The sequence below is a fragment of the Methanocorpusculum sp. genome, from assembly GCF_030655665.1.
Taxonomy (GTDB): domain Archaea; phylum Halobacteriota; class Methanomicrobia; order Methanomicrobiales; family Methanocorpusculaceae; genus Methanocorpusculum.
The window spans coordinates 1-15,236 of sequence record NZ_JAUSPQ010000009.1 but is presented as its reverse complement, the minus strand read 5'-3'; the positions used below and the strand labels follow the sequence as shown (position 1 = coordinate 15,236).

At 46.4% G+C, this 15,236-nt stretch carries 19 protein-coding genes; 7 read left to right on the top strand and 12 right to left on the bottom strand.

Going from position 1 to position 15,236, the window contains the following annotated elements; genetic code table 11:
* Positions 1-14: 14 nt before the first annotated feature.
* From Q7J08_RS08560 to Q7J08_RS08515, 10 genes are all read right to left on the bottom strand, one after another.
* On the bottom strand, positions 15-329 hold the full coding sequence (locus Q7J08_RS08560) for an energy-coupling factor ABC transporter substrate-binding protein (RefSeq protein WP_304911277.1): 315 nt from the start codon (positions 327-329) through the stop codon (positions 15-17).
* Positions 326-1,021: an energy-coupling factor ABC transporter permease gene (locus Q7J08_RS08555; protein ID WP_304911276.1), complete on the bottom strand. Its 696-nt coding sequence runs from the start codon at positions 1,019-1,021 to the stop codon at positions 326-328. The genes Q7J08_RS08560 and Q7J08_RS08555 overlap by 4 nt, the downstream gene beginning before the upstream one ends.
* Before the next feature lie 106 nt (positions 1,022-1,127).
* Positions 1,128-1,535, bottom strand: a complete 408-nt coding sequence (gene cfbA / locus Q7J08_RS08550) for a sirohydrochlorin nickelochelatase (protein WP_304911275.1) — start codon at positions 1,533-1,535, stop codon at positions 1,128-1,130.
* A 97-nt stretch (positions 1,536-1,632) separates the two neighbouring features.
* Complete coding sequence (gene tsaA, locus Q7J08_RS08545) at positions 1,633-2,055, bottom strand: tRNA (N6-threonylcarbamoyladenosine(37)-N6)-methyltransferase TrmO (RefSeq protein WP_304911274.1); 423 nt, start codon at positions 2,053-2,055, stop codon at positions 1,633-1,635.
* A gap of 12 nt (positions 2,056-2,067) precedes the next feature.
* Positions 2,068-2,892 (bottom strand): bifunctional 2-polyprenyl-6-hydroxyphenol methylase/3-demethylubiquinol 3-O-methyltransferase UbiG, encoded by an 825-nt coding sequence (locus Q7J08_RS08540; protein ID WP_304911273.1) that lies wholly within the window; start codon positions 2,890-2,892, stop codon positions 2,068-2,070.
* A 3-nt stretch (positions 2,893-2,895) separates the two neighbouring features.
* Positions 2,896-3,801 (bottom strand): ABC transporter ATP-binding protein, encoded by a 906-nt coding sequence (locus Q7J08_RS08535; protein ID WP_304911272.1) that lies wholly within the window; start codon positions 3,799-3,801, stop codon positions 2,896-2,898.
* A complete protein-coding gene (locus Q7J08_RS08530) occupies positions 3,798-4,865 on the bottom strand; it encodes an iron ABC transporter permease (RefSeq protein WP_304911271.1) in 1,068 nt (355 codons plus the stop codon). Before Q7J08_RS08530 ends, Q7J08_RS08535 begins: the two co-directional genes overlap by 4 nt.
* 3 nt (positions 4,866-4,868) lie before the next feature.
* The gene (gene tsaA / locus Q7J08_RS08525; protein ID WP_304911270.1) at positions 4,869-5,294 is read right to left on the bottom strand and encodes a tRNA (N6-threonylcarbamoyladenosine(37)-N6)-methyltransferase TrmO; all 426 of its coding nucleotides are present in this window, start codon (positions 5,292-5,294) and stop codon (positions 4,869-4,871) included.
* 17 nt (positions 5,295-5,311) lie between these two features.
* On the bottom strand, positions 5,312-6,445 hold the full coding sequence (locus Q7J08_RS08520) for an ABC transporter substrate-binding protein (protein ID WP_304911269.1): 1,134 nt from the start codon (positions 6,443-6,445) through the stop codon (positions 5,312-5,314).
* Between the two features lie 2 nt (positions 6,446-6,447).
* Positions 6,448-7,578, bottom strand: a complete 1,131-nt coding sequence (locus Q7J08_RS08515) for an iron ABC transporter substrate-binding protein (RefSeq protein WP_304911268.1) — start codon at positions 7,576-7,578, stop codon at positions 6,448-6,450.
* 122 nt (positions 7,579-7,700) lie between these two features.
* Here Q7J08_RS08515 and Q7J08_RS08510 point away from each other — a divergent pair, with 122 nt between their 5' ends.
* From Q7J08_RS08510 to Q7J08_RS08480, 7 genes are all read left to right on the top strand, one after another.
* Positions 7,701-8,282, top strand: coding sequence for an FmdE family protein (locus Q7J08_RS08510; protein WP_304911267.1), 582 nt, complete (start codon positions 7,701-7,703; stop codon positions 8,280-8,282).
* Positions 8,283-8,767: 485 nt separating this feature from the next.
* Complete coding sequence (locus Q7J08_RS08505) at positions 8,768-9,760, top strand: metal ABC transporter solute-binding protein, Zn/Mn family (protein ID WP_304911266.1); 993 nt, start codon at positions 8,768-8,770, stop codon at positions 9,758-9,760.
* Positions 9,761-9,842: 82 nt separating this feature from the next.
* Positions 9,843-10,295: a formylmethanofuran dehydrogenase subunit E family protein gene (locus Q7J08_RS08500; protein WP_304911265.1), complete on the top strand. Its 453-nt coding sequence runs from the start codon at positions 9,843-9,845 to the stop codon at positions 10,293-10,295.
* The gene (locus tag Q7J08_RS08495; protein WP_304911264.1) at positions 10,292-11,023 is read left to right on the top strand and encodes a metal ABC transporter ATP-binding protein; all 732 of its coding nucleotides are present in this window, start codon (positions 10,292-10,294) and stop codon (positions 11,021-11,023) included. The genes Q7J08_RS08500 and Q7J08_RS08495 overlap by 4 nt, the downstream gene beginning before the upstream one ends.
* 9 nt (positions 11,024-11,032) lie before the next feature.
* Positions 11,033-11,881, top strand: coding sequence for a metal ABC transporter permease (locus Q7J08_RS08490; RefSeq protein WP_304911263.1), 849 nt, complete (start codon positions 11,033-11,035; stop codon positions 11,879-11,881).
* 115 nt (positions 11,882-11,996) lie between these two features.
* Positions 11,997-12,830: a cobyric acid synthase gene (locus Q7J08_RS08485; RefSeq protein ID WP_304911262.1), complete on the top strand. Its 834-nt coding sequence runs from the start codon at positions 11,997-11,999 to the stop codon at positions 12,828-12,830.
* A complete protein-coding gene (locus Q7J08_RS08480; RefSeq protein ID WP_304911261.1) occupies positions 12,827-13,477 on the top strand; it encodes a diphthine--ammonia ligase in 651 nt (216 codons plus the stop codon). The genes Q7J08_RS08485 and Q7J08_RS08480 overlap by 4 nt, the downstream gene beginning before the upstream one ends.
* Before the next feature lie 230 nt (positions 13,478-13,707).
* On the opposite strand, the gene Q7J08_RS08475 is transcribed toward Q7J08_RS08480, so the two are convergent.
* Together Q7J08_RS08475 and Q7J08_RS08470 are read right to left on the bottom strand one after the other, a co-directional pair.
* On the bottom strand, positions 13,708-14,919 hold the full coding sequence (locus Q7J08_RS08475) for a Coenzyme F420 hydrogenase/dehydrogenase, beta subunit C-terminal domain (RefSeq protein WP_304911260.1): 1,212 nt from the start codon (positions 14,917-14,919) through the stop codon (positions 13,708-13,710).
* A gap of 1 nt (position 14,920) precedes the next feature.
* On the bottom strand, positions 14,921-15,236 hold a 316-nt coding region (locus Q7J08_RS08470; protein WP_304911259.1), incomplete at its 5' end, for a molybdopterin dinucleotide binding domain-containing protein.

Genomic DNA, 15,236 nt, shown 5'->3' with positions numbered 1-15,236 from the left:
TCACAAAAAGAGGGTCACTCCTCTTCCTGTTTTCCTCTCCGTGCTTTTGCCGAAGCGTTCCAGTAACCAAATATATATCCGATAAGCAGTGCACCGATCGCGCTCTGAACACAGAAGAAGAGCGTTTCGATCTCTCCGCTTGGCGGGGTCCAGATCGAGTCGAACCAGGGAATATATCCTGTTTGATCGATCATCTCTGCAGCTCCGCCGTCGGCACCTCCCCAGCCTTCCTCTCCTTCAGCACCGGACGGAACAAAGGCAAGTGTTCCAATAACGAGCAGAACGATGACAAGAAGGCCCACAAGGATCTCGAGATGTGATTTATTCATACTGCCTCTCCCTGGATTTTTGCGATCTCTTCATCCTGAATAATACCGAGTTTCTTTAAGATCTCCGGCTTTACGCGGACGATGTACTTTGCGACAAGCGCACAGATGATCCCCTCAATAATGGCGAGCGGGATCTGGGTGACGGCGAAGATACCTGCGAATGCAATGAACGCATTGAGAATACTTCCTTCGACAGGAAATACTAATGCAAGCTGCAGTGAGGTGACGGTGTAGGTGACTAAATTTGCGACTGCTGCGGTGATGAATACTGCGAGACCGATACCGACCTTTCCGGTTTTTCGAAGACCGACAAAGACGAGCCAGGCAATAAATGGACCGGCAATAGCCATGGAAAAAACGTTTGCTCCGAGGGTCGTAAGTCCGCCATGGGCAAGCAGCAGGGCTTGGAACAACAGAACGATCGTTCCAAGAACCGATGTGACGAACGGTCCAAAGAACGCAGCCGAAAGACCAGTTCCTGTTGGATGAGAACAGCTTCCCGTTACTGACGGGATCTTGAGTGCAGAAAGTACGAAAACAAAAGCTCCGCAAACTGCCATCAATGGGAGAATGCGCCGATCCTCCTGAATCATTTTAGTCATTTTCCAGATACCGTAGATGACAAACGGAGCTGAAAGAACAGCCCAGAATATACACCATCCGATGGGTAAATACCCTTCCATAATGTGCATAATAAAAATTGTTTTAACTAATATTTAATTGTGTGGTACTTATAATTTTATGTTTCAAGTAAAATTGCTTTGTTTTAAAATGTCTATAAAAAAGAAAGGGGGAATATCAAAGATGTGCGCTGATCGCGTTGTGTGCATTTTTCAGCATCAGATCTGCGAGCAGCGGATCGTGTCCTATCGGGTCAGCATATACGAGCGGTATGATCTTGCCGTTGTCCAGTGTGAAGCTTCCCCGATATTCGTCTGTATTAAGACCAAGGAGTTCCGGGATATCCTGGAGTACATGGACTCCTTTTGCAAGGAACAATGGAACGACGACAAGAAGTTCAATATCTTCTTTTTTCATATCAGCGATCCCTTCCGAAACATTCGGGGAACTGTTTTCCATAAAGCAGGATTTAATCATATAATCGCCATTTTTCTCTGCCATGAGTTGTGCCGTGGAGGTGGCGAGTTCTTTATTGTACCTGAGTCTGCTTCCATGACCAATAAGCAGTAAACCGTGTTTGCTCATAATTATAATATGATTTATTGATTATAAAACAAGTTGGTTTAATATTTTTATCTCCTTTAGGAAAAATGTGAATTATAGTATTTAATCAAAGTTTGAATCATGCCTGCATTGGTTCATCGATCTTCCCGGAATAGGGTTTGATATCAATAACAGGTGTGTTGTCCAGGGCATCGAGACCACATACCGTCAGAATATTGTCCGTGATTTCCTGAATAGTAACCAGTGTCAGAGATACCGGATTCGGGCGTGCCGGTGACCGGGTGTTGAAAACCCCCGTCAGGGGGTTTTCCATTTTCCCTCTCGGGTGAACTTTAATACCGTCGCGGGCCGAGCGGTCAAACCAGCAGAGTACAAATATCTGCTGACCGACAGTTAGTCCTTCCAGACCTCCGGCAAACCCGGGATCTATGATTATTCTGCTGACGAGATTTTTTTCACGTCCCTGTGCCGGGGCATCACCTTTTTCTTTATACGGAGATGATACCCTTCCAATCGGGTTACAAACAAACTGTTCTGTCATGATTACTCCTCATTATTTTTTACACCACCAGATGTGGGCATACATACCGTTATCTGGAAATACAAATTTACCATCCTGCCATACAAGATTATCTATAAGATACTCTTCAACAAGGTCGATCTGCCACTTCTGTTTTGCAGAAAGACGATTCGTGAATTCACAAACCGCCTCGGAGATATCTGCATATCTTCGTGTATCTTTCATGGGATATACCTCAAGATTTGCATAAATGCCTTCCTGATACAACGTATTCCAAATCAAATCTGCGTAGGATCTCTCAGCAGATTCACCTTTATGCAGTTTACCCCACAGATCAGTTTGGATTACTGACCAGGAGGGAGCGTTCAGGAACCAGAAAATATGTACCTGTTTTTTTGCTACCTGATCCATCTTCAGGAGGGCATCACGGAGGTCAGGTACTGCCATAGCAAAGGAAGAGATGACATAATCATACTCACCGATCTCTTCAGGATTTACCGTTTCCCAAACCTGCGGTATCACGGAAATTTCCGCATCGATCCCTTTCAGGGTTTTATATTTTTCCATGGAAACTGTCATCGGTGATGATGGTTCAACGACCGTGACTTTGAATCCTTTACCGGCAAGGGGGACCGCAAGGGTCCCGGGACCTGCGCCGATATCAAGAACCGTAGACCCGCTGATAAAATTCAGTGCATCAAGCTGATCGTGTACCCGGTTCATCGATCCTTCGATCAGAGAACGTGTCATCCAATCAACATTTTCCTGAATGGAAAAAAATTTGGCACTGGATTGGTAATCAGTGTTTTTCTGCTGTGTCTGATATCGTTCATTCCATTCAATGTTTGCGTCGTTCATTTTTCACACTTGCTCGCAGGGTACAACGATCGGGAGATTATTGTGATAGATAACATCGACCGAAATTCCATAAACAGCCTCAATTATATCTTCTGTCACTCCTGATTTGTCGCACATCGCGTAAATTTTTCCGTCTTTCATAAATAAAAACCGGTCGGCAAACCGGAGAGCCAGATTCAGATCATGCATCGTCATTATGGTTGCCACATCATGATGATCAACTACATTTCGAATGGCCCGTAATATTTCCATCTGTCTGCACAAATCCAAGGCGCTTGTCGGTTCATCCAGCAGAAGTACAGAGGGTTCCTGTACAATTGCCCGGCATAGACAGACTCTCTGCAACTCACCGCCGGAGAGTTCGTCAATGTACCTGAGCTGCATGTCAGTAAGACCAAATCTTTCTATTGCATTTTCCACGATAGTATAATCGTGGTCTGTGACCCGCCAACCGATATGCGGTTTTCGTCCGAGAAGGACCGAATCAAAAACCGTCATACGGGCAGAGTCATTTCTCTGGGCAACATAACCAACATTTTTTGCAATATCATTGCCGCTCATCTTCGTCAGATTCAGCTCGCCAAGCATGACGGTTCCGGTTTTCGGCTGGAGAATCAGGTTCATACACTTAAGAAGCGTTGATTTTCCGACGCCGTTTGGACCAAGGATCGCAAGGATTTCTCCGCGGGCAACACCAACACATATCTCATCTAGGACCCTGGCTGTTTTGTACTCAAAATTAACACCGTCAACATTCAGCAGAGCCGGCGCCGGCGAATTAGTGTGGTGATCATGTGGAATCCCGTGAAGATGTTCATGCGTATGGACATATCCTTCAGAATGAACATGAGGGTGGACATGCATTTCTTCATCATGGCTGTGCTCTTCGTGAGATATTTCTTCTGTCATGACCGTCTCCCTCTGATAATAAGATACAGGAACACGGGAGCTCCGAGGAATGCTGTAATGACCGCGACAGGTAAAACCGTCGGGGCGATCAATGTTCTTGCAACAGTATCAGAAACAAGCAGAAGAACTGCTCCGCAGACAAAAGTTGCCGGAATCAAAAACCGGTGATCGTCACCAACGATACGCCGCATCATGTGCGGGCAGACGAGACCAACAAAGCCGATGATGCCAAGAAATGCCACGACCGTTGCACTAATCAGTGACGCTGCGATCATACCAATGAGTCTGGTCCGATCAACGTTCACGCCAAGACCCTTTGCGGTCTCTTCTCCGGCATCAATTGAGTTGTAGTCCCAGCGTTTGTAGATGAAATAGATAAAACAGATGACTGTTATCAGAGTGATCAGACCCAGCTCTGACCAGCTTGCTCTGGCAACATCACCAAACTGCCAGAAGACGATCGATGCAAGACGTGTATCATCAACGAAGTACTGGATCGCCATTAATCCTGCGCTAAATAGTGAACTGATGGCAACACCTGCCAGGATCATGGTTTCAGGACTTGCTGAACGGATTTTCGAGATGAACAGAATTATTACCGTTGTCAGAATGGCAAAGAAAAATGCCGACATCGTTGTCAGATACGGGTTGTTGATCACAACCGCATCGGCAATGTTGCTGCCAGTAGTTCCTGCACCAAAAAGCAAAATACCGACTGCTGCCCCGAATGCTGCAGCACTGGAAAGACCAAGTGTAAACGGAGAGGCAAGCGGGTTGCGCAAAACGGACTGCATGGCAACACCTGCAATTGCTAATCCTGCACCGGCAACAATTGCAGTCAAAGCCTGTGGGATCCTGATGTTCCAGATGATCCGTTCATAAAGACTCGTCCCCCCGCCGCCGAAAATTGTTGCGATGATGTCGGGAATTGGGATAGAAACCGCACCTACCGAAACGGAAATGAGAAACATAACGATAGTAGCGGCAATTCCTATTAAAATTACCGTGACTTTTTTGCTGACGTAGGCTTTATAGATATTTGGTTTTTCTTCTTCTTTTGTCATGATTTATCCATTTCGCGGCGTATCAATTCCTTCTGAGTAGGGTTTGATGTCAACAACAGGTGTCTGGTCTAACGCTTCCAGTCCTCTGACGGTCAGGTCGCTGCCTTCAATATTCACTAATTTTACCAGTGTTAATGCAATAGGATTCGGACGATTCGGGGAGCGGTTTGAGAATACGCCGCGGAGAGGATTCTTCTCCTCCCCGAATTTTCGCGACTTCAAAACCGTTCGATCGGATCGGTCAAACCAGCAAAAGATAAACAGATCATCCCCGATGCAAAGTCCCTCGGCTGCATCTTTAAATGCAGGTTCAAGTGTGATGATGCTCAGTTCGTCGGTATGTCTTCCCTGCTTTGGCGCATCTTCACGTGTTTTAAACGGAGATGAAACAAAACCGATAGGAACACAATTCATACATAATTCAGCCATAAAATATCTCCAAAAAATCAGATGGTGAAGATATCCACTTTCTGATAGGCGAGTGAGCCGGTGTTCTTATACAACTGATTAAAGACAGGTTCTCCAACAAGGAAGGTATAGATTTCATCTGCCTTCTTTTTTGCATCAATATCTTTGAACTGTTCCGGATAGAGGATGGTTCCAACAAAGTATGCATTTGCAAAACTTGTTTCATGATTTGCTTTACAGGAAGTGTCCGGCATTACAGTGTAGATTTCGCCGTTTAATACAGCAGTCATTCCCTGATACGATGGATCAGTTTTAAGTTCAACCAGTGCACCCCCTCCTGCCGCGTTCAGCGTTCCAAGATCTACAAAAATAATGTCAGGATTCCATTCCAAGATTTTCTCTTTTGCTATATTTGCGGAATCAGTGTCACCGATGCCGGTTGCTTTTTGGTTGGCAGACAGAAGAGTGAATCCGATAAACTCTGGTTTTGTTGAGGTCATGCCGTGAGTGCCGCGATTTGAAACACCACCAATGTAAACAACTGGTTTTTCGCTCATCTCCATATCGGGCGTTCTTTGGATCAAGTCATCACGCATGTCTCCAAAGAAATTCACTACATCTTCAGCACGTTGTTCTTTTCCAAGTACTGTTCCAAGAAGACGGATATTGAATGCAAACTGATTGAACTCATAAGCAGGATCATACTGATTGAAACAGACGACCGGTATTCCTGTCTGTGCTGTTGCTTCATCTGCTGCCGCCGCTCCTTCCGATCCTTCTGTGGAGTAGAGAATCACGTCGGGAGCTAGTCCAAGTGCCAACTCTGCGCTAATTATTGCTTTATTCGCGCCAAGAAGCGACAATGTTGCGATTTCCGGATGTGCAAGCATATAGGCACGGGCTTCGGTGTTTGAATTTGTCGAATTATCGGTTGTATCTACACCAATAATCATGCCTTCTGCCTGAAGATAGACTACGTAGCGTGCAGAACCCGAGCCACTTAAGGCAACTGTTTTAACATCTGCCGGAATGACAACTTCTCTGCCAAGGTCATCGATGATTGTAACGGTGTCGTCACCGGATTCCGTCTCATTTGCTACGCATCCTGCGCACAAACAGAGTGCAATCACGCAGAGAGCTGCGAAAAAGGTAAAAAGTATTTTTTTGTTCATAGTTACAACACGAGTTTCGTATAGGAGAGATTGTTCAGGTTTGCTTTCAGCTGTTCATAAACCGGAGCGCCGTCAATGAAGGTGTAGATATCATTTGCTTTTTCTGCCGAGTCGATGTCTGCAAACAGTTCGGGATAGAGAATCGTCCCGATGTAGTAGGCGTTTGCCATACTCGTTTCATGGTTTGTTCCCATGGAGGTGTGAGGATTGACCGCATAAACTGCGTCGGTCTTGACCGCAGTCAGTTCCTGATAGGATGGATCATTCTGCAGTTCATAGATTGCTCCTCCGCCGGCGGCACTCATGGTACCGAGGTCGACAAAGATGATGTCCGCGTCCCATGCGAGGATCTGTTCCTTCGCAACAGCTGCATATCCGGTGCTCGTGGTCGCATTTATTACCGAGGCAACATTCATTGTATGAAGGACAGTGAACGGATAATAGGTTGGGTCGGTCCCGTCAATTCCATGGGCTCCGCTGTAGGAGATGCCCGCGATGTACACAGACGGTTTATCTGCATCTGAAATTCCCGCAGTCCTGGTTTCTAAATCGGTACGTACATCGGCAAAGTATTGAATGACAGATTCCGCACGTTCATCAGCGTGGAGAATTTTACCGATCATCCTCAGAGATGAGGCTACTTTGTCGCCATTGGTAACATAATCTCCTGAGTAGAAAAGAACTACAGGGATCCCGGTTTTTTCCTGGATCTCGTTTGCTGACTGGATTGCTGTATCACTGTATCCCGCCATGAATAAAATATCAGGATTGATTGAAAGAAGTCTCTCTGCATCAACTACACCTTTTGCGGTTCCAAGAGCCGGAAGTTCTTTGATTTCCGGATGGGCAAGCATGTAAGGACGGACGTCATTATTGAAATTAAGAAGATTACTGTCCTGATAATCGATAGCTACCAGTCGATCAGTCACGTTAAGATAAGCAAAGTAGCGGGATGAGCCCGACCCGCTTACGGCGATCCTTTGGGGATCATCAGGCACGGTCACGACGCGGCCTGCAGCATCGGTGATAGTGATCGTTCCATCTCCTGAATCGGCAGGAGAGGCGACGCAACCCGCAGATACACAGACGAGAGCGAGAGCGAGCAGTAAAAGTACAGTAAACAATTTCTTCATAGTGTTATCGTTTTAAAAATTCGTCATATTAGATAATATGTATTTCTATTTCGTCTGCGTTTACGGTGCGAACAACAATTATTCGTATGATTTTTATATCTGGGAGTGAGTATTATATTTATATGAAAGATTTTAGTGAGGCGGTTGCTTTCCACGGTCACACCTGCGGCGGACTTGCCATGGGTTACAAGGCTTGCGAGCTTGCCATCGAAAAACTTGGAATCTCCTTCTCCGAGGATGAAGAAGTTGTATGTATCACGGAAACTGATTCGTGCACGGTTGATGCAATTCAGGTCGTTCTCGGCTGCACGGCAGGTAAAGGGAATCTGTTTATCAATAACTGGGGGAAGAATGCCTTCTCGTTTTATCGGCGTGACAATGACACCTCGGTACGCCTGGTTGCCAATCCAGAATGTATGCCCGCGAATCCGGAGATGGCGGCACTCCGTCCAAAGATATTCTCCGGAAAGGCAACACCGGAAGAGGAGGAACGGTTCCATACCCTTTCCCATATGTGGATCGAGAATATTCTCAACATGCCTGCCGAAAAGATGTACACCGTTAAGGAGACAACCGAACCTCTTCCTGGTCATGCACGGATTTATAATAATGTGATCTGTTCCGTTTGTGGTGAGCAGGTTGCGGAGGGACTGGCTCCCGTGATAGACGGAAAACCTGTATGTATTTCATGTTTGAGAAAGTAAGCATATTTGCATACAAGGAAAACTATATATCATAATAGGTGATACATAATGATGTTAGTGTAATACTAACGCCAGACCCAGTGTCTTAATACGGAAGAGTAAGGCACGATGCACGCATTACGAAAAAGCACAGGAAGATGAGCCGAGATTCAATTGGCAAAAAAATCATAGGATATAGGGTAGTAGCACTCATACCTATTCATGTCGGACCCACATACATGAATAAACCCTCATTTGGAAATTTCAGTTTCAAATGATCTACCGGGGTTCTGATTTCGTTCCAAGCCCCGGTTTCTCCCTATTTTGATCAATGTTCTGAAGATGTTTTTTTGGTAAATACAGCTGTTTTTCCCCAGTCTTCAAAATAGATCGGTACGTAATATGCATCTCTCTTATTGCTAAAGATAATTATTAAATCACACAAGTATTACTTTTAATTAAATACGTTATATTTAATTACACGTATTACAATATAGTTAATATGTATGAAAAAAGCGTTTGGAATTATTCTGATCCTATTTTTGATCAGCAGCATGCTGATTTCTGGAGCATCTGCACTGAATGTTGTTACAACAATGCCGAATATATGGGATGTTACCCAAGAGATCGGCGGGGATAAGGTCACGACAATATATGTTGCCCCTCCTACAGCTGTGCATATTTCGAGTGATACTATCGATGCGATCCTGCAGAAGAACAGTGATTTCATTAGTACTGCCGATCTTTTCATCGGGCAGGGCGGCGGCATGGATGGAACCCCGATCACGAAAGTCACAGAATTCAGACTGACTAACTTTGGAAAAGAAACAGACTGGCATCTGATGAACGAGGTTTCGACTTCAGTGGTTCCTAATGCAACAAATGTCTATGATAATCCGACAAGTCTTATCGGCTATGCACAGACGATCGCCTATATCCTGAAAACAGCCGACCCTGCAAATGCCGACACGTATGATGCAAATCTTGCAGCCTATCTGAAAAAAGTCTCGGCTGTCACTACTCTTACAACAGCTGACAAAAAACTTCTCTCCGATGTTCCGATCATCTGCCAATTCCGTATCAAAAATCAGGCTGAAACCTGGCTTGGTATGCATGTTATTACCTCATATCCCAGCCCGGAGACCGTCCAGGCAATCGTTGATGACATCCACGCAGATCCGGCAAAGTATCTGAAGATCGCTGAGGACGCAAACTGCGGTAAAATTTTTGTGATCGATAACATCGTTGCGGGTCAGGATATTGGAAAACCAATTCACGAAGCGTTAACTGATGAAAATATTCCCTGTGAGCGTGTCGTTTTCCTCAACCTCCCTAAATCAGCAGATGGGATCGACTCGATTCTTGACTACTACACATACAACAAAGCTCTCATTGTTGATAGTATAAACAATGACACACCAACCCAGTCACCCCTGGCTGCTATTCCGATCATAGGTGCTCTCGCCTGTGCAGTAATTTTCCTTAACAGAAGGAATTAACATTTTTATTTTTTATCATTATGTGTGTTACTAATTTTTATTAATAACATATTTTATTAACTTTAAAATTATATTGGTATGTATGAAGTGGCATGAAAATTGCAGATATATGGAACTCCCGCGGGAATACTCAAACGAAGAACTTGCAAAATTTCACGGACACCTGGGTCCGTTTATCGTTCTGGGATACCGTATGGGTAAGTTCGCACTGCAGTACTTTGATAATGATCCATTCTCCCTTTTTGCAACTGTCTACTGTTCCGGGACAACACCTGAATCCTGTTTATTGGATGGTATCCAGATTGGAAGCGGGTGTACTCTTGGAAAACGAAACATCGAACTCGTAACATCCTCCTCGGCAGAGGTCATGTTCAGGCATGCAGACGGACGAGCTATTCTGATAAAACCCGGTGACTATGTGAAACACAAGTCAGACTATGACTCTCTTGACCCGGAACTTGCCCTTGAAAATTTTGCTGAGGCAATGTTTTCCATGGAAGATTCAGATCTCTTTGTTGTGACGGAATTACGATGAGTGAAGCTATCGTCAGACTGACGAATGTGACCACTACGTACGAGGGGGCGGCCCACCCTGTGATTCACGGCATCAATCTTGCCGTAAATCCAGGTGAGTTTGTTATTGTCGGCGGACCAAACGGAGCAGGAAAAACCACTCTTCTTGAAACGATCGCCGGGCTTTTGCCGGTGGTAAACGGATCGGTAGAAATATGTGGGGAAAATATCCTCAAAAGAGGGAATCAACTCCGGAAAAAACTGGGTTATGTCATTCAAAACTTTGATTTCGATGCCTACACGCCGTTTACTGTTGAAGAGATCCTGATTATGGCAAGATTCGGCCTGCTTGGTCTCTTTAAACATCCGGGCGAGGAAGATTATGCAGCAGTGGATACAGCTCTTTTAGCACTCGGTATTGATGATCTCAGAAAAAGCCACATAGGAAAACTCTCCGGCGGGCAGCAGCAGAAAGTTCTCATAGCCCATAATCTCGCAAAGAAACCGGAGATTCTTCTTCTCGATGAACCGTTCAGTAACCTGGACCTTGCGACCCGCGAACATGTCTGCGATGTTCTGTGTAAAATTGCAGATATCGGGGTCACAATTATTATTGTATCTCATGCATTTGACGCACTGCCGAAAAGAGATGTCCGTGTGATCGTGATGAAATCCGGTGAAATCGTTCTGAACAAAATAACTCCGCCTGAATTTGTTCAGCAGATCGTCAGACTCACCTCCGAATCATAGATTTTACCTATGCTTGAGTTTCTTATTCCCAATAATATGGTCTGTCACGCGACAGAAGCCATGCTTTTTGCTTCAATCGGGTGCGGCATACTTGCCGTTCTGATCACCCAGATGAAAATTTCATCGATCGGGTTTACGATGGCGCACGGGGCATTTGCCGGAGCGGCGGTCGGGATGTTTTTTGGACTGAATATTACTCTAGCAGCAGTTGTCGGGAGCATTCTGATAGCATTTCTGCTTGGGCCGCTTTCCGACAAGGCACGTATGCCGGTTGACACTATTCTTGGCGTTCTGTTTGGCGCTATGATGGCAGTAGCCATATTTTTCTATGCATGGATGGTTCAGCTCGGCATGGGATACGATGCTTCGGCTCTTATGTTCGGCAGTGTGCTCTCGCTTTACCGGGAGGAGATCTACGGACTTGCCTTTATCATGCTTCTGGTGATCGTGTTTGTGATAGTATTCTACAAGGAGATCTCATCTATGATTTTTCATATGAAAATCGCAGAGATTTCCGGAATCAAAACACGTCCGATGATGTACATGCTGCTCTTTATGATCGCACTGATGGTTGCTTTAACCATGCCGATCGTGGGCGGGCTTTTATTGTATGTCTGGCTCGTTACGCCGGCGGCGATAGCATATCAGTTCTGCGGGACCCTCAAACAGATGATGGTCGCATCGCCCGTTATTGCGGGAAGTATCAGTCTTATCGGGACGTGGGCCGCATTTACATTTAATTTACCCATAGCTCCGCTTTCTGCAGTGTTGTTTGCACTGGTGTTTTTAATTGCGGTCCTCATCTCGCCGAAACGACGGATCGCCCGAGAAAAATATGGTGCGGTAAAAAAAGAATAGGTCCCCCTATCTCTCCAGTACATTTCTCCTCCCGCGGACATAACTCATAAAAATATTTAGTAGTAAAGCAATACTATTTGTATCAAATCATAATCGGTCAAATTTGGAGACAGAAATGGCAAAAACACTCATGATACAGGGGACAACGTCCAATGTCGGAAAAACCACCCTGACCGCCGGTCTTTGCCGGATCCTAGCTCAGGACGGGCACCGTGTCGCTCCGTTCAAACCGCAGAACCTCGCCTCGGTTGCCTATGTCACCAAAGCTGGTGACCGAATCGGGATCGGACAGGCGGTCCAGGCCGAAGCGGCGGGAATCGAACCGGATGGCCGGATGAACCCTGTCCTCGTCAAACCGTGCGGTGTAGGGACTGAGGTGTGCATCAGAGGAAAACCGATCCCGGGAATCAAAAAGTATGGAGAGATGGTCCAGCTGATGCCTGAGGTTCTTTCAGCGTTCCGAAGTCTTGAGGAAGAGTATGATATAATCATCATTGAGGGGGCGGGAGCGGCCGCAGAACTCAACCTCATGGACCGCGATATCTCCAACATGGGTTTTGCCAAAGAGATCAGCGCCCCTGTCGTCATCGTCGGCGACATCGAACGCGGCGGGGTATTTGCTTCGCTGTACGGGACCTTTGGTCTCTTTGATGACGCGGCAAAAAAGCTGGTCCGCGGATTTGTTATCAACCGGCTCTGCGGCGACCCGAAACATCTGGGAACAGGGCCTGCACGTCTCACCGATCTGACCGGGATCCCCGTAATCGGCGTCATTCCAAAACTTGACATCCACCTGCAGGAGGAGGACATCCCGGGACCGATTCCCCGCGACAACAGTCTGCTTGAAGATAAAGCCTATCGTGAACACCAACTGGATCTGCTAGCTGATGCTTTGCGTGAAGCACTCGACATGGATGCGGTGTACCGGATCCTGGAGGAACAATCATGAAGTTCGTTATTTCATACAGTTGTGGAAAGGACAGCACACTTTCCCTCCACAAGATGATCGCCGCCGGTCATACCCCGGTCGGTCTACTCGTCATGGTGAACAAGGATGAAAAACTCTCCTGGTTCCATGGAGTTGACCTGAGTCTGCTTGAACAGATATCTGCCTCACTGAATATCCCGCTGATCAAATGCGTGTCAGGCGGGGAGGAGTATCATCTTGAACTCGAAGAGGGACTCCGCCGTGCAAAGCAGCTTGGTGCCGAGCTCTGTGTCTTTGGAGATATCGACATCGAAGAGCACATGGAATGGGGAATGGCAAGATGTAATGCTGTCGGACTGATCCCGTATTATCCGCTCTGGCACAGGAACCGTGAGGAAAACACCAGGGAACTGATCGACCTTGGATATCAGTGCGTGATCAAGTGTATCAGGAATGCGGATCTACCAAAGGATCTGCTCGGTAAAGTTCTGGACAATGATATGGTCGCATTCATGAAGGAGAAGGGGATCGATGTCTGTGGTGAAAATGGCGAGTATCATACGGTCACCGTTGGAGGTCCGATCTTTCACACCCCGGTCCCATACGTATGCGGCGAGATCTTAGACCTCGGCAACACCTCGGTTATCAGCGTCACGCCTCAGGAATAAAGTCATCTACTGGCGGTCACCCGCTCATTTTTATTTTTTTATCAAAGGTCTTGCCGATATGAGCTAATAGGTGATCATTTCGTTGGGTTTGGGATATTTTTAGCGGTTTTTTTCAGAACCATCAATATCAGAAATATCTGAGGTAATTTTCTATAAAAAAGGGGTTGATCGGTGTGGATTTCACACCTAACTGATGTTTTGTATCATTAATCTGATGGTAAAGACGTGTATTACGGCATCTTGAAGAAGACAAAACCGCTGTTTTTCTTGTCTTCGGAGTAGGCAAGAGGCGAGGGAGTCATGTCGTAACCTGGTTTACCAAAGCCGATGAGTTCCTGGATCTCGGTTTGCATTGCATGCATAAAGAGTGCATTTGGAATGTCCATCGGGCAGAGTTCCTGACACTGACCACAGTTGATACAGGATGGAGCAACGTGTGCATAGCGTATCATGTGGAACATGAAGTTTGGCGGAATGCGTCCGGGGATAACGAAGTTTGGATCTTTCGTTATGCAGTCTGTACAGGAACAGATCGGGCAGGCTTCAATGCATGAGTAGCATTTGATACAGCGTGAAGACTCACTCTGCATGAATTCCAGACGTTTTGCACCATAGCCAAGGGCGTCGAACTGTTTCTTCTGGTTCTTCTTACCCATCTTGACCATGACGTTTTCGATCTTACCGCGGATCTCGAGACCTTTTGCCTCGGGTGCGCAGGTGTCGATAATTCCGGCTTTTACCGCACCGTCGAAGAGTTTCGCACCTTTCTCGGAGCAGATCTCAACAAAGGTTGCCTTGCCGGCTTTCTCGCCAAAGACACCCCAGTTACCACAGGCAATATCTGCCTGACGGGGGATCTTGGTTTCGCAGCGCTGACAGTTCAGACGGCGGCCGACACCTTCTTCTTCCAACTCATCGATCGAAATACCTTTGTGGGTCCCGTCTTTGAGCATGACGATGAACTGACCTTTGTCGATCTCTTCCTTGACAACGTCATCAGGATTGATGCCGTATTTCTCAAGGATCATGGTCCGTGCAGTAAACGGCGTAACTGATCCGCCGCAATTCAGACCGATCATGAATATGTTGTCCATGTTGATCTTACCGCGTTTTCCAAGTTCATACATTGCTTTTGCATCGCATCCCTTGACGGTGACGGCGATCTTCATGTCCTTTGCACCGTTCAGGTACTTCTTGATAAGTTTGGGCAGAAGCAACGTACCACAGTGGAGGGATCCTGCACATGCATCAAGGTCTTTTGGATCAGTGATGAATGCCGGCAGCGGGTCGTAGATGTCGACACCTTTCTTTACCGTGAGTACGGCATCGACGATGTGGTTCTGGAGTGCATATTTCAGAAGTGATGTTACTGCTCCTCCGCATTCTCCTTTGATCCCTGCATCTTTTGTCCATGCGTAGCACATATCGCCTTTAGCTGACATTTTAGGCCTCCTGTTTGGTAACTTTCACAGCACAGACTTTGTATTCCGGCGTTCTGGACACTGGATCGTATGCGGTGTTCGTGACTAAGTTTGCTCGTGCTTCGATGAAGTGGAACGGCATGAAGAACACGCCTTCTTTGATATCATCCATGACACGTGCTGCGACTGCAACTTCTCCGCGGCGTGAGGAAAGCAGGACTTTTTCGCCGTCTGCGATACCGAGTTTCTCTGCATCTTTCTTGTTCATCTCGAGCCATGCCGTTGGGCAGTCACGGTCGAGCTGTGCACACCTGCGGGTCATCGATCCTGACGGCCAG